This window comes from Streptosporangium carneum, assembly GCF_027922005.1.
Lineage (GTDB): Bacteria > Actinomycetota > Actinomycetes > Streptosporangiales > Streptosporangiaceae > Streptosporangium > Streptosporangium carneum.
The window spans coordinates 347,632-371,339 of record NZ_BSEV01000006.1; the positions used below are offsets into that span (position 1 = coordinate 347,632).

At 70.6% G+C, this 23,708-nt stretch carries 21 protein-coding genes and 2 rRNA genes; 6 read left to right on the top strand and 17 right to left on the bottom strand.

Annotated features, from left to right (window positions below; all coding sequences use genetic code 11):
- Nucleotides 1-128 precede the first annotated feature (128 nt).
- Nucleotides 129-935 (top strand): maleylpyruvate isomerase family mycothiol-dependent enzyme, encoded by an 807-nt coding sequence (locus PKF00_RS16785; RefSeq protein WP_271218451.1) that lies wholly within the window; start codon nt 129-131, stop codon nt 933-935.
- On the top strand, nt 932-1,573 hold the full coding sequence (locus PKF00_RS16790; protein WP_271218452.1) for an MBL fold metallo-hydrolase: 642 nt from the start codon (nt 932-934) through the stop codon (nt 1,571-1,573). Before PKF00_RS16785 ends, PKF00_RS16790 begins: the two co-directional genes overlap by 4 nt.
- A gap of 79 nt (nt 1,574-1,652) precedes the next feature.
- Here PKF00_RS16790 and pssA read toward each other — a convergent pair whose 3' ends face one another.
- From pssA to PKF00_RS16850, 12 genes are all read right to left on the bottom strand, one after another.
- On the bottom strand, nt 1,653-2,489 hold the full coding sequence (gene pssA / locus PKF00_RS16795) for a CDP-diacylglycerol--serine O-phosphatidyltransferase (RefSeq protein ID WP_271218453.1): 837 nt from the start codon (nt 2,487-2,489) through the stop codon (nt 1,653-1,655).
- Nucleotides 2,476-3,123, bottom strand: a complete 648-nt coding sequence (locus PKF00_RS16800) for a phosphatidylserine decarboxylase (protein ID WP_271218454.1) — start codon at nt 3,121-3,123, stop codon at nt 2,476-2,478. Before PKF00_RS16800 ends, pssA begins: the two co-directional genes overlap by 14 nt.
- Nucleotides 3,124-3,251: 128 nt before the next feature.
- The gene (locus tag PKF00_RS16805; RefSeq protein ID WP_271218486.1) at nt 3,252-4,247 is read right to left on the bottom strand and encodes a TerC family protein; all 996 of its coding nucleotides are present in this window, start codon (nt 4,245-4,247) and stop codon (nt 3,252-3,254) included.
- Between the two features lie 226 nt (nt 4,248-4,473).
- The gene (locus PKF00_RS16810; protein ID WP_271218455.1) at nt 4,474-5,589 is read right to left on the bottom strand and encodes a glycosyltransferase family 4 protein; all 1,116 of its coding nucleotides are present in this window, start codon (nt 5,587-5,589) and stop codon (nt 4,474-4,476) included.
- The gene (gene murJ, locus PKF00_RS16815) at nt 5,582-7,231 is read right to left on the bottom strand and encodes a murein biosynthesis integral membrane protein MurJ (protein WP_271218456.1); all 1,650 of its coding nucleotides are present in this window, start codon (nt 7,229-7,231) and stop codon (nt 5,582-5,584) included. Before murJ ends, PKF00_RS16810 begins: the two co-directional genes overlap by 8 nt.
- A complete protein-coding gene (locus tag PKF00_RS16820) occupies nt 7,231-8,094 on the bottom strand; it encodes a hypothetical protein (protein WP_271218457.1) in 864 nt (287 codons plus the stop codon). Before PKF00_RS16820 ends, murJ begins: the two co-directional genes overlap by 1 nt.
- 4 nt (nt 8,095-8,098) lie before the next feature.
- A complete protein-coding gene (locus tag PKF00_RS16825) occupies nt 8,099-9,064 on the bottom strand; it encodes a copper transporter (protein WP_271218458.1) in 966 nt (321 codons plus the stop codon).
- Nucleotides 9,061-10,272, bottom strand: coding sequence for a putative cytokinetic ring protein SteA (steA, locus tag PKF00_RS16830; RefSeq protein ID WP_271218459.1), 1,212 nt, complete (start codon nt 10,270-10,272; stop codon nt 9,061-9,063). The genes PKF00_RS16825 and steA overlap by 4 nt, the downstream gene beginning before the upstream one ends.
- A 307-nt stretch (nt 10,273-10,579) precedes the next feature.
- The gene (gene recN, locus PKF00_RS16835) at nt 10,580-12,292 is read right to left on the bottom strand and encodes a DNA repair protein RecN (RefSeq protein WP_271218460.1); all 1,713 of its coding nucleotides are present in this window, start codon (nt 12,290-12,292) and stop codon (nt 10,580-10,582) included.
- 133 nt (nt 12,293-12,425) lie between these two features.
- Complete coding sequence (locus tag PKF00_RS16840; protein WP_271218461.1) at nt 12,426-13,331, bottom strand: NAD kinase; 906 nt, start codon at nt 13,329-13,331, stop codon at nt 12,426-12,428.
- A gap of 26 nt (nt 13,332-13,357) precedes the next feature.
- Complete coding sequence (locus tag PKF00_RS16845) at nt 13,358-14,176, bottom strand: TlyA family RNA methyltransferase (RefSeq protein ID WP_271218462.1); 819 nt, start codon at nt 14,174-14,176, stop codon at nt 13,358-13,360.
- Nucleotides 14,173-14,346: a hypothetical protein gene (locus PKF00_RS16850; RefSeq protein ID WP_271218463.1), complete on the bottom strand. Its 174-nt coding sequence runs from the start codon at nt 14,344-14,346 to the stop codon at nt 14,173-14,175. The genes PKF00_RS16845 and PKF00_RS16850 overlap by 4 nt, the downstream gene beginning before the upstream one ends.
- Nucleotides 14,347-14,784: 438 nt before the next feature.
- Here PKF00_RS16850 and PKF00_RS16855 point away from each other — a divergent pair, with 438 nt between their 5' ends.
- A complete protein-coding gene (locus tag PKF00_RS16855; RefSeq protein WP_271218464.1) occupies nt 14,785-15,132 on the top strand; it encodes an SCP2 sterol-binding domain-containing protein in 348 nt (115 codons plus the stop codon).
- 130 nt (nt 15,133-15,262) lie between these two features.
- On the opposite strand, the gene PKF00_RS16860 is transcribed toward PKF00_RS16855, so the two are convergent.
- Nucleotides 15,263-16,282 (bottom strand): HAD-IIA family hydrolase, encoded by a 1,020-nt coding sequence (locus PKF00_RS16860; protein ID WP_271218465.1) that lies wholly within the window; start codon nt 16,280-16,282, stop codon nt 15,263-15,265.
- Between the two features lie 25 nt (nt 16,283-16,307).
- Nucleotides 16,308-16,649 (bottom strand): tetratricopeptide repeat protein, encoded by a 342-nt coding sequence (locus PKF00_RS16865; RefSeq protein ID WP_271218466.1) that lies wholly within the window; start codon nt 16,647-16,649, stop codon nt 16,308-16,310.
- A gap of 210 nt (nt 16,650-16,859) precedes the next feature.
- Between PKF00_RS16865 and PKF00_RS16870 the strand changes: the two genes are divergently transcribed.
- Together PKF00_RS16870 and PKF00_RS16875 are read left to right on the top strand one after the other, a co-directional pair.
- The gene (locus tag PKF00_RS16870; protein ID WP_271218467.1) at nt 16,860-18,446 is read left to right on the top strand and encodes a DUF1015 family protein; all 1,587 of its coding nucleotides are present in this window, start codon (nt 16,860-16,862) and stop codon (nt 18,444-18,446) included.
- Between the two features lie 795 nt (nt 18,447-19,241).
- The gene (locus PKF00_RS16875; RefSeq protein WP_425582215.1) at nt 19,242-20,195 is read left to right on the top strand and encodes an MBL fold metallo-hydrolase; all 954 of its coding nucleotides are present in this window, start codon (nt 19,242-19,244) and stop codon (nt 20,193-20,195) included.
- A gap of 52 nt (nt 20,196-20,247) precedes the next feature.
- Here the strand turns inward: PKF00_RS16875 and PKF00_RS16880 are convergent, their stop codons facing one another.
- Nucleotides 20,248-21,234, bottom strand: a complete 987-nt coding sequence (locus tag PKF00_RS16880) for a hypothetical protein (RefSeq protein ID WP_271218469.1) — start codon at nt 21,232-21,234, stop codon at nt 20,248-20,250.
- Between PKF00_RS16880 and PKF00_RS16885 the strand changes: the two genes are divergently transcribed.
- Nucleotides 21,181-22,776 carry a hypothetical protein gene (locus PKF00_RS16885; RefSeq protein WP_271218470.1) on the top strand — a complete coding sequence of 532 codons (1,596 nt, stop codon included), beginning with the start codon at nt 21,181-21,183 and terminating at the stop codon, nt 22,774-22,776. The genes PKF00_RS16880 and PKF00_RS16885 overlap by 54 nt on opposite strands.
- Nucleotides 22,777-23,333: 557 nt before the next feature.
- Here the strand turns inward: PKF00_RS16885 and rrf are convergent.
- Both rrf and PKF00_RS16895 read right to left on the bottom strand, forming a co-directional pair.
- Nucleotides 23,334-23,450 (bottom strand): 5S ribosomal RNA (rrf, locus tag PKF00_RS16890).
- A 178-nt stretch (nt 23,451-23,628) separates the two neighbouring features.
- Nucleotides 23,629-23,708 (bottom strand): 23S ribosomal RNA (locus PKF00_RS16895); the annotation flags it as partial.

The following is a 23,708-nucleotide window of genomic DNA, read 5'->3' on the forward strand; positions in this document are numbered from 1 at the left end:
TGGATTTCCCCGCCCTCTCCAGCCTAGGGCCTTCCCGTGCGCCCTACGGGCCGCTTGAGTTTTCAACCACGCGAACACCCCGGTTTATGCCCTGGCCCGATCCCCGTGTCCGGTGATGGAGTAGGAGGATGGATGTCACAGACGCGTTCAAGGCGGAGTTGACCGCCTCAGACGACCGCCTCGCGGCCACCGCCGCCAAACTGTCCGACGCGGACGTGACGGCCGCGTCCCGGCTGCCCGGCTGGAGCAGGGGGCACGTCCTGACCCACCTCGCCCGCAACGCCGACAGCCTCGTCAACCTGCTGACGTGGGCGAGGACAGGCGTGAAGACCCCGCAGTACCCCCGTCCGGAGGCGCGCGACGCGGAGATCGAGGCGGGGGCGGGAAGGCCCGCGAAGGAGCAGCTGGCCGATCTGGAGAACAGCACGGCACGGCTGGCCGAGGCCGTCGCCGCGCTGCCCGCGAGCGCGTGGGCGGCGACGGTCAGCGCGACTCGCCCGCCTGTCCACCCCGCCTGGTACGTGCTGGTGCGCCGCCTGCGTGAGGTCGAGCTGCACCACGTGGACCTGGGGGCGGGCTACGAGGGAGCCGACTGGCCCGAGGCGTTCGTGCGCAGGGAGCTGCACGACGCGATGGTGTGCTGGCCCCGCGACTCGGGGACGGTCAGCGAGATCGTGGTCGAGGAGGTCAAGGACGGTGAGAAGCATCACCAGGTCTGGCGGGAGCTCGGAACCGGGCCGGTGCTGCAGGGGGACGCGTGGAGCCTGCTGGGCTGGCTGACCGGGCGTTCGCCGGGAGCCGGGCTTAGGGTTATGCCGGAGGGCGCCGCGGGCAACCGTCCGGCGGTCGCGGGGCCGCTGCCCACGCCGCCGCCGTGGCCCGCGTCGTCCGCTCCCCCAGGCCTTCCCGCGTCACCGCCAGAGGAGTATCCATGACATACACCGGCGACGTCCGGGTCGGCGGCCCCGCCGACGTGCGCGAGCTGCCCGCCCTGACGATCTCCAAGCTGGCCGTCGGCCCGTTCGACAACAACGCCTACCTCGTGCGCTGCAACGAGACCGGCGACGGCCTGCTCATCGACGCCGCCGCCGAGGCGGACCGGCTCCTCGAGCTCGTCGGCGACCGGCCGATCAGCAAGATCGTCACCACCCACCAGCACCGTGACCACTGGCAGGCCCTGCAGGAGGTCGCGGACGCGACGGGCGCGACGGTCGTGGCGCACCCGCTCGACGCCGCCGCGCTGCCGGTGCCGGTCGGTCTGGAGGTGGAGCACGGCGACGGGGTCACCGTCGGCGTGACGACCCTGGAGGTGATCCACCTGCGCGGGCACACGCCCGGCTCGATCGCCCTGCACCGCCCCGGTCACCTGTTCACCGGCGACTCGCTCTTCCCCGGCGGCGTGGGCAACACCAACAAGGACCCCGAGCGGTTCGAGCGGCTGTTCACAGACGTGTCCGAACGGATCTTCGACCGGCTGCCCGACGAGACCTGGGTCTATCCGGGACACGGCAGGGACACCACGCTGGGCGCGGAGCGCCCCTCGCTGCCGGAGTGGCGCGAACGCGGCTGGTGACCGCGAAGACGCCTTCGCCGGGGATCGTGGCACGATCCCCGGCGAAGGCGGCGTGGTACGGGCTCCGGCGGTCCGGCTGTCAGAAGGAGGAGAGGCTCTCGGCCTCCTTGCGCTCCTTGCGCTTCTCCCTCTTGAACATCAGCACGCGCAGCGGGATCGCGGACACCATGGCGATCTGCATGATGGCGCCGACCTTGATCAGCGTGTCGCCGCCCGCCAGGCCTGCGGCCCAGATGGTCAGGCAGGCGACATTGATCATCATCCAGGCCAGGACCGCGGCGGCCAGGTTGCCCTTCGGCTTGGGGTACTCGATCCGGCTGACCATGAGGTAGGCGACGCCGAAGACAGGCATCACCGCCCAGACCGACGGCGCGAACAGCAACACGATCGCGACCACCGTCATGGCGCCCATCGGGATGGGCAACCCCATGAAGTCACCGCTCTTGGTCTTCACGCAGGCGAACCTGGCGAGCCGGATGACGCCCGCCAGCAGCACCGAGGCCGCGGCGACCATCACCAGCGGGAACGGGACCTGCGGGTTGAACCCCGCCCAGATGACGACCATGAAGGCGGGGGCGAAGCCGAAGCTGATCACGTCGGCCAGGTTGTCCAGCTCGGCGCCCATGGCGGAGGCGCGGAACTTGCGCGCCACCAGGCCGTCGAACAGGTCGCAGGTCGCGCCGATCAGCAGCAGCACGACCGCGGTGCCGAAGAACCGCGGGTCGGCCGCGAAGGGCTTGTCCTCCTGCAACGCGCGGATCGCCGACCAGGCGAGGACGCAGACGGACAGGAACCCGCACAGCGCGTTGCCGAGCGAGAGCGAGTCCGCGGCGGAGAGCCGGAACGCCTTGCCGACGGGCCCTCTGGGCTCGTCGTCCGTCTCGTCGAGAGGCCAGCTCGCGTCAGCCGTGGTCAAGACCGGTCACCCCCGCGACGGTCCGCTGGCCGACCGACACGGCGGGCTCGATCCCCTCGGGCAGGTAGACGTCGACCCGGGAACCGAGCCGGATGAGCCCGATCCGCTCGGCCCTGGCCACCTTGGCGCCCGCGGTCAGATAGGGAACGATGCGCCGCGCCACCGCGCCCGCGATCTGGACCAGCTCGACGTCGCCGAGCTCGGTGTCCAGGTGCCACACCACCCGCTCGTTCTTGTCGCTGTCCTTGTTGAAGGCGGGGACGAACCCTCCGGCGACGTGCTCGACCGAGGTCACCGTACCGGCCAGGGGCGCGCGGTTGACGTGCACGTCGAGCGGGCTCATGAAGATGGCCACGCGTGTGCGGCCGTCGGGCCACGGGTCGACGCTCTGCACCACGCCGTCCGCGGGCGACAGGATCCTCGCCGGACCGGGTGTGCGCTCCGGGTCCCGGAAGAACCAGAGCATGCCACCGGTGAGAGCGGTCAACGGGACCGCCGCCAGCGCCCAGCGCCGGTCACGGCGGCTGAGCAGCGACGTCACCGCGGCTGCGGTCACGGTCGGAAGCAACCACGGGGAGACGCCACGTGCCAGCCGTACGCGGCCCGACTGATGGCTTACTGAATCGTGGGACACAGGGAACCTTTTGTGATGTCTTACGGCATTAGACCGGTATGTCTACCCGCCCTGGGGCAGGATGCTACCCATCTCTCAGCCCTTATACGGCGTAACGAGACAAGCAAACCGCGTCACATGCCAAACCGCTAGCCCTGCTCGGCACTCGCGGAGGTGGTGATTTGGTTGCTTTCACGTCCGTCACGACGGGCCTTGATCAGGCTGGCTCCGACAGTGATCACCATGGTGACGCCGATGACCGACAACGACAGCCAGATGGGCACCTCGGGCGCCCAGGACACGCCACTGGAGTGCAGCGCCTCGGCAATCAGCTTAACCCCGATGAATCCAAGGATGAACGCGAGCCCGTAGCTGAGGTAGGCCAGGCGCTGCAGCAGATCGCCCAGCAGGAAGTAGAGCTGACGCAGGCCCATCAGGGCGAACGCGTTGGCGGTGAAGACGATGAAGGCGTCGGTCGTGAGGCCGAAGATGGCCGGAATCGAGTCGAGGGCGAACAGCAGGTCGGTGGTGCCGATGGCGACCATCACGATGAGCAGCGGGGTGACCATGCGCCTGCCGTCGACCTTGACGACGACCTTGGAGCCCACGTAGTCGTCGGTGTGCGGCAGCACCTTGCGCGCCCAGCGCAGGACGGCGTTCTCCTTGACCTCGTCGTCGTCGTTGTGGCCGTGCTGACGGATCATCTGAACGGCCGTGTAGATGAGGAACAGGCCGAAGACGTAGAACAGCCAGCTGAAGCGCGACAGCGCGGCCGCGCCGACGGCGATGAAGGCCCCTCTCATGACCAGGGCCATCAGGATGCCGACCAGCAGCACCTTGTGCTGGTGGACCTTCGGCACCGCGAAGCGGGTCATGATGACGTAGAAGACGAAGAGGTTGTCGACACTCAGGCTGTACTCGGTCAGATAACCGGCGAAGAACTGTCCCGCCGAGGTCGGGCCGGCGAAGATCCACAACACGATGCCGAAGATCACTGCGAGCGTCACATAGAAGGCGACCCAGAAACTGGCCTGCTTCGGCGAGAACTCCCGGGGCTCGCCCCGGTCGACGATCCACAGATCAAAGGCCAGGACGACAAGAAGACCACCAATGACGGCAATCCATGCCCATACGGGAACAATCACAACAAAACCTCCGGCGGCGCGCACGACTGACTGCCGGAGGTCTCTCCCGCCCGCGCGTCACCGCCGCGAACCGACAGCCCCGGGGGCCTCGTGGAGCGAGGCAACACCGTGATGACGAGACTGTCGCGAAGGGATACTCCCCCCCTAACCAAGCCAGTATAGGTGTGGGGCTTGGTGACACCTAATCCAACAGTCAGCCGCAGGCGCGTGTTCCCCGGCTTTCGTGTCACTTTCGAGGCAGTTTCGGCAGGCCGTCGTAGACCGCCAGCACGGCCTCCAGCGCCTGTGCCTCGTCCGGCAGCTCCCTGCCCCGCCTGGCGGCCGCCTCGCCCAGGGCGACGGCGAGGTCGTCGTCCGCCAGCACCCTGCTCACCGCCTCACGCATCGCCTCGACGTCGCCGTAGGGCACCAGCAGCCCCGCCTCGCCCACCATCGGCGGGATCCCGCCGACCGCCGTGGCGACCACCGGCGTCCCCGCCCGCAGGGCCTCCTGCACGGTGAGCGGCTGCCCCTCCCAGCGGCTGGGAACCACCAGGGCCCTGGCGATCCCGAGCAGGTCCGCCACGTCGTCCCGGTTGCCCAGCAGCCGCACCGGGAGGTTCTCCCGGTCGACGCGCTCCTGCAACGACCCGCGCAGCGGCCCCTCGCCCGCGATCAGGAACACCGCCCGCCGTGAGGGGTCACCCGCGCCCGGCCTGAGGGCCGCCGCGACGTCCAGGAGGGTCTCCAGTCCCTTCTGCTGGGCGAGCCTGGCGACCGTCAGGAGCACCGGCCCGCCGCCCGTGCCCAGCTCGGCCGCGACCTCCTCCGGACGACGCCCCGAGGAGCGCAGGACGGGAGCCGGGACGACCGCCGCCTCGACATGCCCGGCGCCCAGCCGCCCCATCCGGTCCCCCAGGTCCGGCGAGACCACCAGGATCCGGTCCGCGCGGCGCGCGACCATCCGTTCGAGGACACCGTGGACCGCGCCGATCGCCCCGCCCGCGGTGGCCGCGTTGTGCAGGGTCACGACCAGCCCTGTGCGGGTCCCGGCCAGCGCGAGCGCGGCCAGCGCTCCCGCCCGAAGCCCGTGGGCGTGCACGGCTCGCGCTCCGCGCAGCGCCCGCAACGCCCGCACGGCGCGCAGATCGTTCAGCGGGCGAGGCCTGTCGGAGATCGGAACGGGCACGAACACGGCCCCGAGCCGCCGGAACCCGAAAGCCTCCTCCGTGCCGGGCGGCCCCGCCACGACCACCCGGTGCCCCCCGCGCACAAGACCACCGGCCAGCATGGCCACGTGCCGTCCCACACCGCCCGCGCTGGTGCCCAGCACCAGCGCGATCCGCGACCCCGGATCAGTCATCGGCACAGTTCCCTCCCGAAGGGGACACCCGCCTGAACCGCGCCAGCAGCGCCTGGGCGTCCGGTCTGTCGATCACCGCGGCCACGACCGCGAAAGCCGCCGAACCGGCCAGCGCCGCCCCCAGCCCGACCGGCACGCACATCCATCTGGGCACCTCGGCGAAGGCCTCGACGACGGCCAGGCCCGTCGCGTAGGCCGCCGCCCCGCCCGCCACGGCGGCGAGCAACCCCCGCCACGTCCCGCGCAGCGCCGCCGCGCCCCTGGCCCTCAGTACGGCGAACACCAGCAACGCCCCGCCGACGGTCATGCCGACGGTGCTGCCCAGCGCCAGCCCGCCCACCACGTCGACCGGCTCGGCCACGGTGCGGGCCAGCAGGATCTGGGCCACCAGCGCGACCGTCCAGCCCGCGACGGAGGCGACGGCGGCCGACCTGCCCCTGCCGCAGGCGTACAGGACGCGGGCGAGGTGGAACATCAACGCGTATCCCACCAGGCCCGGTGCGAACAACGTGACGGCCCCCGCCATCTCCGCGGGGTCGCCGCCCGGCGTGCCCTCGACGAACACCCGGGAAACAGGCACGGCCACGGCCGCCATCACACCGGCGGCCAGCCCCGTGACCAGCAGGACGACCCGGCTGGTCGAGGAGGCGAGGTCGTCGAACCCGGTCAGGTCCCCCTCGCTCGCCCGGGTGGACAGCACGGGGAAGGAACTGGTGGCGACCGGCACCACGAGCACCGCGAAGGGAAGCTGGTACAGCGCCCAGGCGTAGGTGTAGACGCCCGTCGCCCCCGCCCCGCCGAGGTCGTTGGCCAGCCGTACCACCACGGTCAGCGCGATCTGCTGCGCGACGAGGACGGCGACGCCCGCGGTCGCGAGCCGCCGCGCGCGGGCGGCCACCCCGGGAGGGAAGGACAGCGAGGGCCGCAACCGCAGCCGCAGCCGGGCCACGGGGCCGATCACCGTGAGGACCATCGCGGCGGCGGCGACCGTGGCCCCCAGGGAGAGCGTCAGCTGTCCGGCCGTGGTGAGAGCCGACAGGTCCTGCGCGGCTCCGTTCGCGACCGGCTGGAAGAGCAGGTAGGAGCCGACGATGAGCAGGCTCGAGACCAACGGCGCCAGGGCGGGGCCCATGAAGCGCCGGTGGGCCTGGAGCACGCCGTACAGGATGACGGCCAGACCGAAGAAGATCATCCGAGGGGCGAAGACGACCAGCATCTCCGCGCCGACCTCGACGACCCGCGTCACGTCGCAGTCGCCCACGTCGCCGACCAGCAACGTGACGATCGGCCCCGCGAACGCGGCGATGAGCAGGGTCAGCGGAACCAGCGCCAGCAGCACCCAGGTCAGCAGCGCGGAGGTGGTCCGGCCCACCTCCGCCCTGGCCTCGGGGTCGTCATCGGACCTGGAGGCCGCCGAGGCCAGCACCGGCACCACCGTGCCGGCCAGCGCGCCGCCCGCCACCAGCTCGAAGACGATGTTGGGCACGTAGTTGGCGGTGTTGTACGCCGTGCTCAGGCAGAGGTTGCCGACGGTCTGGGACTGGACGAGATAGCGGCCGAATCCCACGATCCGGGCTACGACGGTCACGATCCCGATGAGGAGCGCCGCCCCGGCGACCCCCTGCCCGATCTTTCTGATCATCAGTCGGCTGGCGCCTGCTCCACGGGACGGCGGCCGAGCATGTCGATGCGGTTGAGCACCGGATTGGCGGCGATGACCCTGGTGAAACTGATCCGCTCCGAGGCCGCGGTCAGCGCGACCACGGTGCCGAGCACGGCCAGGCGGCCCGGCCTGCCGAGCGTGACGGCGGCGGTCAGGCCGAGCAGCGCGCCCAGCGCGTTCGCCCCCGCGTCACCCAGCATCGCCCGCTCACCGAGGTCCTCGGGCAGCAGCGCGACGGCGGCGCCCGCGGGCAGCGCGGCCAGCGTGGCGGAGACCGGATCGTCACGGCGCAGACCCACCGCCAGCAGCGGGGCGCCGGCCAGCAGGCCCACCTTGATGGCGCGCCCGGGCCGCAGGTCGAAGAGGTTGGCGAGGTTGGCCGCGCCCGCGACGAGAGCCCCGTCGACCATGACGTCGACGGGCTTTCCCGAGGTCAGCGCCGCGGCGGCCAGTCCGGTGACGCCGATGCCGAAGAGCTTCACCGCGCCGCTGGTGACCTCGCCCTTGGCCAGGGCGTTCAGGTGCCCCCTGAACCCCTTCGAGGACGTGGCGCCGTACAGGTCGTCATAGGCCCCGAGGCCGCCGCTGCCGGCCACGGCCAGCAGGACGGCGGCGCGGATCCTGGCGGGCAGCCCGGGAAGCACCGCCGCGGCCGCCGCCGCGCCCGCGACGAACGCGGGCCCCTCGAGCAGGGTGATCGGCTCTTCCCTGTGGTTGGTCCTCGTCCAGGTCTCGGCGTCGCCGACCGGCGGCCTGCGGGTGAAGGCCGCGTAGGCGGCACGGGCGGCCGCCGCGCCGACGAGCGCGCCTGCCAGAGCGCCGAGAAGAGCGCGACGAGCCATGGGGTCATCCTCCGGAGGTGGGCGTGGGGGTCGGGGGCGCGCTGGGCTCGATACCCGAGACGCCGGGGCCCATGCCGTACTGCCCCGAGGTGCCGGACAGTTGCTCCCGCAGAGCGTAGACCACCACGACCCTGCCCGCGGGCATATCGGCGTTGTCGACGGTGGAGACCTTCTCCGCGGCGACGGTGTCGTCCCTGAGCGCGGCGACGACGCCGCCCGCCGCGCTGCTGCTCAGGGGTCCGGTCAGCACGGTTCCCCGACCCGCCACGTCCAGCCCGGTGGCCATCGAGACGACCGCGCCCGCCTGCGTGACGGCGCCGTCGCCGGTGTACGGCTCGGCAGGGGCGATCAGCACCGCCAGGTCGGCGCGCTTGGCGGGCTGCTCGGTGACGGTGATCAGGCCGCCGCGCTGGAAGGCCTCCAGCACCCCGGCCGCGACCGGGTTCGTCTTGCCCACCTGGGCGGGGTCGCCGGTCACGATCGCGCCCGCGAGCACCGCGGCCGCCTTGTCGTAGGGGGTGTCCTCGGGCAGGAAGGTCGTCTCGATCGGCTTGACCTCGGTGGCCACCTTCTCCACGAAGAGCGCCTGGGCGGCGTCGACGTACTTGTCGGTGAGGGTGACCCTGCCGCTCACGGTCGCCCCGGACTCGGTGATCACCTGCTGCACCGCCTCACGCATGCTCACCGAGCCGCCCGGGGCCTCCACGATCACGACGCGCTCTCCGGCGAGGGCGTCGCGCACCAGCCTGGGGGTGTCGGCTGTGACGAAGGCGTCGTTGGCGACGTCTCGGCCCTGCACCGTCTTCAGCTCGGCGCGGAGCTCGTTGTTGCTCACCCTCAGCTGGTTCGCGAGGGTCTCCGCCGTGTCGATGGCGGGCTCCTTCAGCAGGGTCGTGCCCAGCACGATGCCGACGGAGAGCGCGAGGAAGATCGCGACGATGGAGACGAGGTGATAGCGGAAATCGATCACGAGAAGAGTCCGACCAGCCAGAAGATGAAGCCGTTCCAGACGTCGCGGACGCTGTCCAGCCAGATCTTGCCCACCGGGGAGACGATGATGGCCAGCCCCATGGTGATCAGCGCGGTGGCGACGAGCAGGAGCAGAGACGGAGTTGAGATCCGGCTGCGGTAGAGCCGGCTGACGCCTTTCGCGTCGATGAGCTTGCCGCCCAGCCTCAGGCGGGTGAGGAAGGTGCTGGCCATGCCGGAGCGCCCCTTGTCGAGGAACTCGACCAGGGTCGCGTGGGTGCCGACGGCGACGATCAGGTCGGCGCCCTTGTCGTCGGCGAGCAGCATGGCGATGTCCTCGCTGGTGCCGATCGCCGGGAAGACCACGGCGTTGCAGCCGAGCTGCTGGACCCGCTCGAGACCGGGCGCCCTGCCGTCCCGATAGGCGTGCACGACCAGCTCGGCTCCGCAGGTCAACGCCTTGGCGGAGACGGAGTCGAAGTCTCCGACGATGACGTCCGGCATGTAGCCGGCCTCCATGAGGGCGTCCGCGCCGCCGTCGACCCCGATCATGACCGGGCGGCACTCGCGGATGTAGGGACGCAGGGTGGCGATGTCCTCCTTGTAGTGGTAACCGCGCACCACGATGAGGACGTGCCTGCCCTCCATGACGGTCTTGATGTTGGGAACGCCCACCCCGTCGATGAGCAGGTCGCGCTCACGCTGGACGTACTCCATGGTGTTGACCGCGAAGGCCTCGATCTGGACGGTCAGCCCGGCGCGCGCCTCGGCCATCGCCGCCTCGACCGACTCGGGCGTCTGCACGTCGCCCTTGCCGATCACCTCGTCGTCGAAGTAGACGACGCCCTCGTGGAGCCTGACCAGGTCGCCGTCCTTGACCCGGTCGAACAGCTCCGCGGTCGCGTTGTCGACGAACGGCACACCCGCCTCGACGAGGATCTGCGGGCCCAGGTTGGGATAGCGGCCGCTGATGCCGGCGGCGATGTTGACCACGCCTGCCGCGCCGCACGCGACAAGCGCCTCCGCGCTCACCCGGTCAACGTCAACGTGATCGATAATCGCGATTTCCCCGGCCCTGAGGCGTTTGGTCAGCCTCTTGGTCCGCCGATCGATTCTCGCCACTGCCGTCACCCCGGGAAGGTCCGTGACCTTCCTGCGGCGGAGGTAACCGTTGAGCTTGCGTTGAAGCCCGTCCGTCGGCACCTTCATCACGACCATCCTGCCAGAGGGAGAGACCAGCGGAGCCACGCGGTTGACAGCGTGTCAGGTTCGTCACTGAAGATCCCCACGCAACCTCGCTCCCCCGAGCTATCCAAAACGGTCCTTGTTATTCCTTCTCACCAGCCGGTGAAAGTCGTCCTCACGCCCCCCGCGCGCGACGCAACCCTCTCATGTCCTGGCGGCGACGGTGGCCTCCTCTGTCTTACCTGTGCCGGGAGACTCCTCACACACCGGCGGTGACAGCCGTCTCCGGCGACTCCTGCGCCGTCTCGCCCCGCGCGGACGGAGGCCTCCCTCAGGCCTTGTCCGCGGCGGCGATCGCCAGCAGCTCCTCCGCGTGCGCCCTGCCCAGCTCGGAATCCTCGAGTCCGGCGAGCATGCGCGACAGCTCGCGAGCCCGGCCGTCCTTGTCCAGGGCGACCACCCCGCTGCGCACCACGCTGCCGTCACCGGCCTTCTCCACCACGAGATGCTGGTCGGCGAAGGCCGCGACCTGGGGCAGATGAGTGACGACTATCACCTGCGCCGTGCGCGCCAGGCGCGCCAGCCTGCGGCCGATCTCCACCGCGGCCTTGCCGCCGACGCCCGCGTCGACCTCGTCGAAGACGAACGTGGGAACCGGGTCGGCGCCGGCGAAGACGACCTCGATGGCGAGCATGACCCGGCTCAGCTCACCTCCCGAGGCCCCCTTGTTCAGCGGAAGCGGCGGTGAGGCCGGGTGTGGGGACATCCGCAGCTCGACCTCGTCGATCCCGTGGGGGCCGAAGTCGTCGGCGGCGGTGAGGGTGACGACCACCCTGGCGTGCGGCATGGCCAGCGCGGTGAGCTCCTCGGTGACCGCCTGCCCGAACCGCTCGGCCGCCGCGGTCCTGACCCGGGTCAGCTCCGCGGCCAGGTCGGTGAGGCGGCCCGTGAGCTCCTCGTGCTCGCGGGCGAGGTCGCCGATCCGCTCGTCGTCCCCCTCAAGCTCGGTGACGCGCAGGGCGGCCTGCGCGGCCCAGGCGAGCACGACGCCGGTGTCCTCGCCGTACTTGCGGACGAGGTGGGTGAGCACAGCCTGGCGTTCCTGCACGATCGCCAGCCGCATCGGGTCGGCCTCGACCGACTCGGCGTAGGCGGCCAGCTCGGTGGCGACGTCGGAGATGAGGTATCCCGCCTCGGCGAGACGGTCGGCGATCTCCGCGAGCGCCGGGTCGAAGTCGCGCACCGCCTCGACGGCGGCGCGCGCCTGGCCGACCAGCGCGATGGCGTCCTGCATCTCCTGCTCGCCGGACATCGGGTCGCCGAGCAGCGCCCGGTGCGCGGTCTCCGCCGCGCTTCTCAGGGAGTCGGCGTGCGAGAGCCGCTCCTCCTCCTCACGCAGCTCGGCCTCCTCCCCCTGCCGGGGGTCGGCCTGCTCGACCTCCTGGAGCCCGAACCTGAGCAGGTCCGCCTCCTGGGCGCGCTCCTTCGCCCTGGCGGTGAGCTCGGTCAGCTGGTCGGCGACCTGCTTGTGCCGCTTGTAGGCCTGCTCGTAGGCGCGCAGCGGCTTGACCAGCTCCTCCCCCGCGTAACGGTCGAGGGCGGCGCGCTGGCGCCCCGGCTGGAGCAGGCGCTGCTGGTCCATCTGGCCGTGCACGGCGACCAGGTCCTCGGCCAGATAGGTGAGGGTGCCGACGGGGACGCTGCGCCCGCCGAGCCAGGCCCGGCTGCGGCCCTCGGCCGAGACGGTGCGCGAGATGATCAGCTCGCCGTCCTCGACCTCGCCGCCCACGTCCTGCACCTGCTGAGCCACCCGGCCCGCCGGGTCGACCACGAGCGTGCCCTCGACGGTCGCCCTGTCGGAGCCGGGGCGGACACGGGCCGGGTCCGCCCTGCCGCCGAACAGCAGTCCCAGACCGGTCACCACCATGGTCTTGCCCGCACCGGTTTCGCCCGTGAGCACGGTGAATCCCGGCGAGAGCACCAGAACGGCCTCGTCGATCACACCGAGCCCTTGGATGCGGACCTCCTCGACCCTGGGTCGCACTGGTCCCTCCCGTCACATCGAATTCACCGAACATCAGTGCGGTGCGCGGGCACGATCCTACGCGCTCGAGACGGCGATCGCCCGAACGAGCCGGGCCCTGTCGCGCGGAGGCCGCCTACGCTGGGGGCAGGGTCTACGGCCGCGTCCGGCCGCGCCATCCCTGGACCGGAAGGTCGAACTTGGCGACCAGCCTGTCGGTGAACGGCGCCCCGGTTTCCTCCACTCCGTGCAGCCGCGCCAGCCGTACGGGAAGCTCCGCCCTGCGGACCTCGACACGCGTTCCCGCGGGCAGGTCGAACCGGCGGCGGCCGTCGCACCACAGCACCGCCCCCGCCGTCGCGGGCTGGACCTCCAGGGCCAGCGCGGACCGGGGAGAGACCACCAGCGGCCTGGCGAACAGCGCGTGGGCGCTGATCGGCACCAGCAGCATCGCCTCGACCTCCGGCCACACCACGGGGCCGCCCGCGGAGAAGGCGTAGGCGGTCGAACCCGTCGGCGTGGCGCAGATGACCCCGTCGCACCCCCACCGCGACAACGGCCGCCCGTCGATCTCGGCGACCACCTCGAGCATCCGCTCGCGCTTCTCCACCGTGGCCTCGTTGAGCGCCCAGGTGTCGGCCAGCAGCTGTCCGTTGAGGCGGGCGGTGACCTCGATGGTCATCCGCTCCTCCACGTCGTAGCGGCCCCGCACCACGGAGTCGACCGCCTCGGCGAGATCCTCGACCTCGGCCTCGGCGAGGAAGCCGACATGCCCGAGGTTGACGCCGAGCAGCGGCACCCCGGCGGGCCGGGCGAGCTCCGCGGCCCGCAGAAGGCTGCCGTCGCCGCCCAGCACGATCATCATCTCGGCGTCCTGCACCGCCGCCTCGCTCGCGGGCATCACGTCGGCGCCCGCGCAGGCGATCGACTCGGCCTCCGCCCGCAGGACGCGCACGTTCAGCCCCGCGTCGACCAACTGGCCGATCACCAGGCGAGCACTGTCGACGGCCGCTCCCCGCCCGGTGTGTGCGGTGACCAGCACGGTGCGCTTGGCAGTCATTTTCCACTCTTTCGGAGGGGTGGGCACTACTGGGGGCCTTCCGCCACCGCGCGTTCGATCTCGGCGGCGAGGTCCTCGACCGGCGGCGCGCCCTCCCCCTTGCCCAGCCAGATGACGTACTCCACGTTGCCCGACGGGCCCGGCAGCGGACTCGCGGTGACACCCCGCACGGTCAGGCCGAGCGTCCGCGCGGCCTCGGCGACATCCTGCACGGCCTGGGCCCGCAGCGCGGGGTCGCGGACGACCCCTCCCGCGCCGACCCGCTCCCTGCCGACCTCGAACTGGGGCTTGACCAGCATCGCGAAATCCGCCCGCTCGGCCGCGCACGCGGACAGGGCGGGCAGCACCAGGCGCAGCGAGATGAACGACAGGTCGCCGACGACCAGGGTGGGCGGCCGCCCCACCATGTCGGGCGTCAGATCCCTGACGTTGACCCGCTCCATGACCGTGACCCGCTCGTCGGTGCGCAGCGACCAGGCGAGCTGGCCGTATCCGACGTCGACGGCGAGCACGTGCTCGGCGCCGTTGCGCAACAGCACGTCGGTGAAACCTCCGGTCGAGGCCCCCGCGTCCAGGCAGCGGCGCCCCGCCACGGTCAGCCCCGCCGGGCCGAACGCCTCAAGCGCGCCGAGAAGCTTGTGCGCCCCCCTCGAGACGTAGTCGGGCCCCTCGGCCGCCTCGGCGACCACGATCGCGGAGGCGGTCTCCACCTGGGTCGCGGGCTTGGCGGCGGGCCTGCCGCCCACGGTGACCCGGCCTGCCTCGATGAGCTGGGCCGCCTGCTCCCGGGAGCGGGCGAGACCTCGTCGCACCAGCTCGCTGTCGAGACGCGTGCGCCGGCTCACCGGTGCTGGCCCGTGACGCCGTCCACCGAGGCGAGCGCCTGCTCGAACCCGGCGAACACCTCCTCGAACACACCCGCGTGCGCCGAGACGGGCAGCGCCTCCAGCCGGGCGAGCCCGCCCAGGGCGACGTCCACCCGCTCCTCGCCGGTCTCTTCCGGCAGGTCCGTCATGCGCCCCCTCCGGAGCTGCTCTTCGCCGACTTGGTGGTCGCACGGGCGCGCGGCGCGCGGGCCGCCCCGCCCGTTGACGCCTTGACCGTATCGGAAGCGACGGCGCTCGTCGCCTCGACGGCCCCGCCCGTGTCCGCGACCGCTCTCCCGCCCCTCCCTCCGCCCCGGCCAGGCGTTCGGGACGGACCGGTTTCCCGGAAGGCCGGCGATCCGCGAACTACCACGGGCGTCCCGCTCGTTGACATCCCAGTGAGACCGGTAGCCGCCCGCACACGTCCCCGTGATGTGCCGAACACCATGACACAAGCCCCCTTCTCCGCCGCACCCCCCGTGCGGCGGATCACATGCCGTGTTCATGTGGAACGCTACCGTCCGTAGAGACAAGGGATTCGGGCCGGTCCGAACAGAGCCGGCCCGAGCAGAAGGGAGCGCCACGCGATGGCGACCGTCGAAGAGTGCCGGGTGGCACTGCGCAAGCTCGGCGAGCAGTTCGACGAGCTCGACCAGGCAAGTCGGGCCAAGCATGTGGTCGAACGCAGCATCAGCTGCCACATCAGCGACCTGGGCGTCACCTTCTACGGCCGGATTCACCACGGGGGGCTCGGCCCCTTCGCCGACCTGCCCCCCACCGACGGCCGGCCCGCCAACGTGAAGCTGACCATCGGCAGCGACGACCTGATCGCGCTGGTCAACGGCGAACTCGACATGGGACGCGCGGTGTTCGGCGGCCGGGTCAAGGTCGACGCCAGTTTCGGCGACCTGCTGCGCCTGCGCAAGCTCCTGTGATCGCCTCCCCGGGAAGGGGACGGCCGATACGGCTCGCCGACCGTGACGCGTGAGTCACAGGATGTGGAAGACGGTGCGCGAGCCGTGACACACGAACGGCGGCGTGGGAGCCGCGACACGCGGTCACGGCTCACCCCCGGGAGGACGCGCGCCTCGAGAACCAGGAGTCGAGGACGGCCTTCACGGCGTCCTCGTCCGCCCTGCCGTCACCGGCCGCCTCCCAGGTCGCGGCGCAGGCCGCCCTGAGCCCGTCGACGGGATCCCCCGCGCCGTCGAGGTGGAGGTGGCCACCGGCCCAGCGGGCCTTCCACCCCTGGCACGCCCAGCCGTCCCCGTCCCGCCGTACCCGGGGATAGGGCTGGTGCAGGGCCGACAGACCGGCGGCGACGTACGTGGGCCGGTGCCGGGGAGCGGCGGTCAGCAGGTCGAGCGGACTCGCCACGCCGGTCAGCACCAGCAGGCCGTCCACTCCGGCGTTCGTCGCCCCCTCGATGTCGGTGTCGAGCCGGTCTCCGACGACCAGCGGTCGTCTCGACCCGGTCCGCAGCATCGACTCCCGGTGCAGCGGCGGCTCCGGCTTTCCCGCGACGATCGGTTCGACGCCGGTCGCCGTGGCGATGACCCGGGTCATCGCGCCGTTTCCGGGGAGCTCGCCTCGCCCCGTCGGCATGGTCGAGTCCGCGTTCGCGGCCACGAACAGGGCCCCCTGACGCACGGCCAGCGTCCCCTCGGCCAGCAGGCCGTAGGAGAGATGGGGGGCGATCCCCTGCACCACGGCCACCGGGGCGTCCATCGCGGTGCTGACCGGCCGCAGTCCGTGGGCGCGCAGGGCGCTGCGCAGCCCCATTCCTCCGACCACCAGCACGGCCGCGCCGGGCTCGACCCGTTCGGCCACCAGCCTCGCGGCCGCCTGAGCGGAGGTGACCACGTCGTCGGGAGAGGCCGGAGCGCCCAGCGCGCTCAGGTGCTGGGCGATCGCGCCGGGGGTACGCGAGGCGTTGTTGGTGACGTAGGCGAGTCGCACACCGCGATCCGCCGCCTCGCGCAACGCCTCAGGAGCCCCCGGCACGGCATCGTGCCCGAGATAGACCACCCCGTCGAGGTCGAGGAGAAGGGTGTCATATGGGTCGATCAGCGTCTGTGTGTCCACCCGCCCATTTCACCACCCGCAAGAATCACATCCGGCGGGCACGCAGGGTCGCCCGGACGCTTTTCAGCGCCGACACGTAGTGTCTCTGGTCGGGACGCATGGCGGCGGCGATGGCCAGAGGTTCCTGCGCCCCCTCCATGTCACCGGTCCGCCACAGGGAGAGGCCCAGTCCGAAATAGGCGTAGTCTTCGGCCGGATTGGCGTCGATGATCCACCGGAAGCTGTCGGCGGCATCGGCGTACTGCCTGGAGTTGAATTGCGCGCGGGCAAGCGCCTCGCGGATGCTCCGCGACTCAGGTTCGGCGCCGGCGGCGCGTTCCAGCAGCGCGGCGGCGGCGGCAGGGCTGCCCTCGCCCAGGAGCTTCATTCCTCGTTGAAACCATTCGTAGACGTCCCCGACCGGAGCGCCCGTCTCGGGGTTGGGGGAATCAGACGGACCGCTACGTCCTTGGACCATACGTGAGGCCTCCTTCATCGACAGACGACAGATCTGGCCGATTCCCTGACGGACCGGGGCGCCGCCGCGCCATCGAGGCGACCCCTGGACGTTTCAGGCCTTTATGGCAGCATGCCCTATATGGCGAATCCTGAACTGCCGATACCCGACGGGCTCGTGCTTCGCCCGTTTCGCGGCGTACGGTTCGCGGTCGACAATCCGGCCGAGGTGACCTCTCCCCCCTACGATCTCATCGAAGAAACCAGCGTTCGGGAACTGCTCGACTCACATCCCAACAACGTGGTGCGGCTTATCCTTCCCGGAGCGGACCGTCATCGGTACGCCGAGGCACGGCAGACCCTGGACGCCTGGCTCTCCTCGGGGGTGCTGGTCGCCGACGAGACACCCGCCGTCTACGTCTACGAGCAGACGGGACCCGGGCTCCTCCAGCGCGGGCTCATCGGCGACGTCGGCCTCGCCCGTCCCGAACAACGCGTCATCCTGCCCCACGAGGACGTGATGCCGGGTCCGGTCTCCGACCGGCTGGCCCTGATGCGCGTGACCGAGGCCAACCTGGAGCCGATCTTCCTGCTCTACGAAGGCGGGAACGGCGCCGCCACCCGTCTTGTCGACCGGGTCTCCGCCTCCCTGCCGCCCCTGATGGAAACGGAGACCCGCGACGGTGTCAGACACCGCCTGTGGGCTGTCACCGACCCCGGCGAGCTCGCCTCCGTCAACGCCGACCTCCGCACCCGCCAGGCCCTCATCGCGGACGGCCACCACCGTTACGCCACCTATCTCGCCCTCCAGCGCGAACACCACGCCACGGCACACTCGCAAGCCCAGGCTCCCCACACCTCCGAAGCAGGCGTCCCGAACCCGCAGCCTCCTGACGCGGCCTCCCCGACCTCTGACGCGGCCTCCCCGAACCTGTCCGGCGCCGACTCCCCGAACCCGCAGCTCCTCCACGCCGGCGCGCCGGGCACGAACGCCTCGAACCCGCGCACCTCCAAAGGCACCCCGAGCGCGACGCCCCCGAACTCACGAACTCCCGGCACGGGCGCCACGGCCCCCCACGCTCCGAAGGCAGACACTCCGGGCGCGGAAACTCCAGGCGAGGACCTCCCAGCCGTGAGCCCTCCCCACCGACCGGTGGAGCCGGGGCCCTGGGACTTCGGTTTGGCGCTCCTGGTGGACTCCAGCTCCTATCCGCCCGACCTCAAGGCCATCCATCGGGTGATCCCGAAACTGCCGCTGGAGCAGGCAGTGGCCAAGGCCAAGGGAGCCTGGCAGGTGCGCGAGCACGCCGATCTCGCGGAGGGAATGGCGGCGCTGGCCGACGCCACGGGACCCGCCTTCCTCCTGTCCGCCGGAGGCGCCGCGCATCTGCTCACCGACCCCGACCCCGAACAACTCGAGCACGCCATGCCCACCGACCGGTCCAGCCGGTGGCGCTCCTTGAACACCGCCGTCCTCGCCGAGTTCCTGCTCCCCAGGATCTGGGGGATGCGGGACGACGAACAGTCGGTCCGCATCGTGCACCACGATCCCGCGGCGGCCGTACGGCTCGCGCGCGCGTCGGGAGGGACGGCTGTGCTGCTCAACCCGCTGGCGGTCGACGACGTCCTCACCGTCGCGGCCCAGGGGGAACGGGTGCCGCGCAAGTCCACCTCCTTCGGCCCCAAACCCCGCACGGGACTGGTGTTGCGCACCCTGACCCTCGGCTGACAGCGCCTGCCGCCTTCGCTCCCCCGGCAACCGGAGGAAGGGAGAGACACCTCGTCTGAGAGACGGGCCCGCTCGTTCTCCGGTTGGCCGCTCGCTTCGCGGCCTACCCGCCCCTTGCCTTCTGTGGCTTCTGTGTCTCCCGGCGAGGCCCCGTCTTCCCCGGAGAATGCGCCATCGCGACTCGCGGAACGGATGATCCGTCTTCCGGGAGAGCGGAAGCCGAGGTGACGGCCGGACCTGCCTCTTTCCCTGCCTCTTTCCCTGCCTCTTTCTCGCTCTGCCGGTCCGCTCCGGCGGGAGAGGCCTCCCCCCTCGGGGGAAGCAGAAGGGACCGAACCGGCCTGGGGGAGGCGGGAGCGATCGCCGTGCCGCTTCCGTCATCGCCCGGCACAGGGGCGGCCGGACGTTCGAGGCGCTTCGCCGAACGGACCTCGACCTCATAGCCGGACGACTTCGTCCCGTCGCTTCCCCACCATCGGCGACGCAGCGAGCCGACCACCTCGACCATGTCGTCGGGAAGCCACTCGGCAACGGTCACGGTGACCTCCGGCTCGAACGACGCGCACGGAATGGTGTCCACCCGGGTCCCACGGCCGTGATGCCGCCGTCGGACGATCATCCGCCAGGTGCCGAGCGTGCTTCCGCTCTGCAACGACCTGATGCGCACCGCCTCGGGCAGGCGGCCCACCAGGATGACCTCGTTGCGATCCATCGTTTCCTCCCTCGCTCTCTGCCGACAGGGACGACTCTTTACGATGTGAGCTGTGCCGGAACGGCTCGAACGCCGTTCTGGGGATGTCCGTTCCAGTTCTGAGGTGGCCTGTGGACAACATCACCGCTCTCGGCGGAGAGGTCTATGAGATCGACACGAGGATGGCGGGGTACTCCGGCATCACCGCCGGATATCTGATCCTCGGAGACCGGCCCTGCCTGGTGGAGACCGGCACCGCCACCTCGGCCCCCGTGGTGCGCGACGCCCTGACCTCCCTGGGCGTCGGCCCGGGGGACCTGGCGACGATCGTCGTGACGCACATCCATCTGGACCACGCCGGTGGAGTCGGGGACATCGCCGCGTTCTACCCGGATGCGGAGATCGTGGTCCACGAGAAGGGCGCGCGGCATCTCGCCGATCCCTCCCGGTTGATGGCCAGTGCCCGAATGGTCTGGGGAGACAAGCTGGATGTCCTGTTCGGTGAACTGTCCCCCACCGAATCCTCGCGAATCCGCGCGCTCGGCGACACGGGAGCCATCGATCTCGGGAACGGACGCACGCTGAGCAGCCACTACTCCCCCGGCCACGCCAAACACCACGTCGGCTTGATCGATTCGGGTACGGGTGACCTCTACGTCGGCGACGCGGCAGGGGTGTACCTCCCACAGACAGGCGACCTGCGTCCGGCCACACCGCCTCCGGACTTCGACCTGGAGACCGCGCTGAACTCGATCACGCTGTTCGGGGCACTGGGCCCGCAGCGGCTGCTGTTCAGTCACTACGGACCCGTCACGGACGTGGAGGAGACCCTGGGGCGCTCGGCCGAGGAACTACGCGTCTGGGTCGACCTGACCCGCCAGGCGCGCTCGGAGGGGATGGACCTGGATCACGCCGTGGCGATGGTCAGGGAACGCACACGCGAACGGTACGCGGCGCTGACAGCAGACGAGGCGACCGCCGAGCAGTTCGAACTCCTCAGCGGCGCCCCGTCCAACGTGGCGGGCATCCTGCACTGGCTGGACCGCGTCCAGCCGTAGGACGCCGTCCTTCCCGGGTGAAGCATCGCGTTCGCCCGGGAAGGACGCCGGATTACTTCTTCTTGGTCTCGTTCTTGGTCTCGACCGCGCTCTCGTCCACGTCGTCGTCTTCGCCGTCGAGGTCGCCTTCAAGGGAGTCGTCCAGGATGTCACCGAAGTCAGGCTCGATGAAGGCGGGACCGACGCCGGACTCGACCTTGTCCTCAGCCTTGTCCTGGGCCTCCTCCTCGAGAAGAAGAGGAGGCTCTTCCTCCGCGAGTTCGCCGATGACGGGCTCCAGCTCGTCGAGGTCGTCCTCGGCCTCGATCTCCGCGTCGAGCTCGGCGGCGTCGTCGATGCCCGTGTCGTCGAGGTCCTCTTCGTCTTCGTCGAGGCCCTCTTCGTCGTCCTCGTCGAGAGCGGCCGCCTCTTCGCCGGCGTCGGACTCGTCGAGGTCGAGGTCCTCGTCGTCTTCGTCGTCCTCTTCGATGTCCTCGATGATCGCGCCGGTCAGCTCCGCGTAACGCTCGGCCGCGTCGGTCTCGCCTTCCTCGTCGAAGGCCATGGCGCGGCCGAACCACTCGGTGGCGGGCCCCTCGTGACCCGCGTCGGCCAGGGCGTCCGCGTAGGCGAAGGCCAGCCTGGCCGACCAGGGCTGCGGACGGGTGTCACGCAACTCCGGCAGACGCTGGAGAGTGATCACCGCAGCGTCCTTCTGGTGAAGGTCCCGGCGGGCACCGGACTCCACGATGGCGAGCTCGATCTTGCCCACCCGGTCGAGACGTTCGGCCTCCTTGGAGCGGACCAGGTCCAGAGCGCGTTCGGGACGGCCGAGACCACGCTCGCAGTCCGCCATGATCGGCAGGAAGGAGTCGGAGCCGGTCATGCGACGGGCCGCACGCAGGTCGCTGAGCGCCTCGGCGAAGTGGCCCGCCCGGTAGGCGGCGATACCGACGGCCTCGCGAATCACCCCGATCCGAGCGGCGAAACGACGTGCGACCTTGGTGTGCTCGTAGGCCTGCTCGGCATCGTCCTCACTGAGGGCCCGCTCGGCGGCCACGAGATGACGGGAGATCAGGTCCGCGAGGTCGAGCGGGAGAGAACGCAGCTCCTCCCTGACCTCCTTGTCGAGTTCCTCGGCGGTGATGTCGGGAGCGAGCGGGGGCAGTTCCTCGCGCTGCCGGGTCGGAGCCTCATCGCGGTCGTTGGCGCCGTCGTTCCTGCTGTAGCGGGTACGGGAACCCTCGCCCTCGCCGCGGAACGCGCCGTCTCGGTCTCCGAAAGGCCGTTCGCCACGGTCGTCTCGGCTGTAGGAGGGACGCCGGTCGCTGTCGCGGTCACCGTACGAGGGACGGTCACCACCGCGGTTGTCGCGGTAGCCACCACCGGGACGGTCGTCGCGGTTGTAGGAAGGCCTGCCACCGCCGGGACGGTCGTCACGGTTGAACGGACGACGCTCACCCCGGTCACGCGAACCGTACTGACTACGCGCCTGGTCACGGTCACCGTACGAACGACGCTCACCACCACCGGGACGGTCATCCCGACCATACGACGGACGGTCACCACCGCCGGGACGGTCGTCACGGTTGAACGGACGACGCTCACCACCGGAGCGGTCATCCCGGCCGTAGGACGGACGGTCACCACCGCGGTTGTCGCGGTAGCCGCCGCCCGGACGGTCGTCGCGGTTGTAGGAAGGCCTGCCACCGCCGGGACGGTCGTCGCGGTTGTAGGAAGGCCTGCCACCGCCGGGACGGTCGTCACGGTTGAACGGACGACGCTCACCCCGGTCACGCGAACCGTACTGACTACGCGCCTGGTCACGGTCACCGTACGAACGACGCTCACCACCACCGGGACGGTCATCACGGTTGAACGGACGACGCTCACCACCGGAGCGGTCATCCCGGCCGTAGGACGGACGGTCACCACCGCGGTTGTCGCGGTAGCCGCCGCCCGGACGGTCGTCGCGGTTGTAGGAAGGCCTGCCACCGCCGGGACGGTCGTCACGGTTGAACGGACGACGCTCACCCCGGTCACGCGAACCGTACTGACTACGCGCCTGGTCACGGTCACCGTACGAACGACGCTCACCACCACCGGGACGGTCATCCCGACCATACGACGGACGGTCACCACCACGGTTGTCGCGGTCACCGTAGGGACGACGCTCACCGCCACGGTTGTCGCGGTAGCCACCACCGGGACGGTCGTCGCGGTTGTAGGAGGGCCTGCCACCGCCGGGACGGTCATCACGGTTGAACGGACGACGCTCACCACCGGAGCGGTCATCCCGGCCGTACGAGGGACGGTCACCACCGCGGTTGTCGCGGTAGCCGCCGCCCGGACGGTCGTCGCGGTTGTAGGAAGGCCTGCCACCGCCAGGACGCTCACCCCGGTCACGCGAACCGTACTGACTACGCGCCTGGTCACGGTCACCGTACGAACGACGCTCACCACCACCGGGACGGTCATCCCGACCATACGACGGACGGTCACCACCACGGTTGTCGCGGTCACCGTAGGAACGACCCTCACCACCACGGTTGTCGCGGTAACCGCCGCCCGGCCGGTCACCTCGATCGCGGGAACCGTATGAACCCCCCGAACGCCCTTCTCGGCGCTCGCCGTATCGAGGACCGTCCCCCGGACGTCCCCTGTCGCCACCCGCGCGATCGCCGCGGTAGCCTCCCTGACCGCCAGATCCGCGGTTCTCGCCTTCTTCGCGCCGGCCCGCGCCGTCACGCCCGTTGTCACTGTTCACTTCTGGTTCCATTCGTTTTGCTCACTCGGCGAGCGCGCCCCGTCTTCCAAGCGGAAGGGACGATTCGCTGTGCGGGCGGTCTCTGGCCGCGGGATGCGCCCCGTTCGCTATCGCTGCCCCGCCCTATCGTGGTCTGGCGCGACGAAGGCCACCCTCGGTGGGGCGGCCCGGCCCCTCCAGCCTAGCAAGCCGCTCAAAGTCCGTACGCCTTATGCCATTGCGTCTGTAAACGATCAACTACAACTCTCTCCGAAGATCCCTGCCCGCCCCTCAGCTGGCCTCCTCGCACGAAAAGCATCCTCACGAGCACCACCAGGCTGAGTTTTCACAGGAAAAGTCCCGGAAACGCAAAGAAGGGCCACCCCGAACGGGGTGACCCTCCTTGAAAGATTGTCCGGCGGCGACCTACTCTCCCACACCGTCCCCGGTGCAGTACCATCGGCGCTGAAGAGCTTAACTTCCGGGTTCGGAATGTAACCGGGTGTTTCCCCTTCGCCATAACCGCCGTAACACTATGAAACTGTCAAACACGCAGCCGCACCACGGCCGTGCTTGTTGTTTCAGAATTGCCTAGTGGACGCGAGCACACACTCACACAGCTCGCAGGACCCTCCCGCGCAGCTCCACACCCAGCCAGGATGCAAAGCGCTGCAGGGAAAAAATCCCACAACCAGCAGGAGTTGCTTTATGGTCAAGTCCTCGGCCTATTAGTACCGGTCAGCTCCACACATTACTGCGCTTCCACCTCCGGCCTATCAACCCGGTCG

Excerpts from the sequence above, each read along its gene's own strand:
- PKF00_RS16785 (WP_271218451.1), top strand. The coding sequence starts at position 129 with ATGGATGTCACAGACGCGTTCAAGGCGGAGTTGACCGCCTCAGACGAC.
- PKF00_RS16875 (WP_425582215.1), top strand. The coding sequence starts at position 19,242 with ATGTCCGTTCCAGTTCTGAGGTGGCCTGTGGACAACATCACCGCTCTC.
- PKF00_RS16855 (WP_271218464.1), top strand. The coding sequence starts at position 14,785 with ATGGCGACCGTCGAAGAGTGCCGGGTGGCACTGCGCAAGCTCGGCGAG.
- PKF00_RS16865 (WP_271218466.1), bottom strand. The coding sequence starts at position 16,649 with ATGAAGCTCCTGGGCGAGGGCAGCCCTGCCGCCGCCGCCGCGCTGCTG.
- steA (WP_271218459.1), bottom strand. The coding sequence starts at position 10,272 with ATGAAGGTGCCGACGGACGGGCTTCAACGCAAGCTCAACGGTTACCTC.
- PKF00_RS16790 (WP_271218452.1), top strand. The coding sequence starts at position 932 with ATGACATACACCGGCGACGTCCGGGTCGGCGGCCCCGCCGACGTGCGC.
- PKF00_RS16840 (WP_271218461.1), bottom strand. The coding sequence starts at position 13,331 with ATGACTGCCAAGCGCACCGTGCTGGTCACCGCACACACCGGGCGGGGA.
- PKF00_RS16810 (WP_271218455.1), bottom strand. The coding sequence starts at position 5,589 with ATGACTGATCCGGGGTCGCGGATCGCGCTGGTGCTGGGCACCAGCGCG.
- PKF00_RS16870 (WP_271218467.1), top strand. The coding sequence starts at position 16,860 with ATGGCGAATCCTGAACTGCCGATACCCGACGGGCTCGTGCTTCGCCCG.
- PKF00_RS16820 (WP_271218457.1), bottom strand. The coding sequence starts at position 8,094 with ATGGCTCGTCGCGCTCTTCTCGGCGCTCTGGCAGGCGCGCTCGTCGGC.
- PKF00_RS16850 (WP_271218463.1), bottom strand. The coding sequence starts at position 14,346 with ATGACGGACCTGCCGGAAGAGACCGGCGAGGAGCGGGTGGACGTCGCC.
- murJ (WP_271218456.1), bottom strand. The coding sequence starts at position 7,231 with ATGATCAGAAAGATCGGGCAGGGGGTCGCCGGGGCGGCGCTCCTCATC.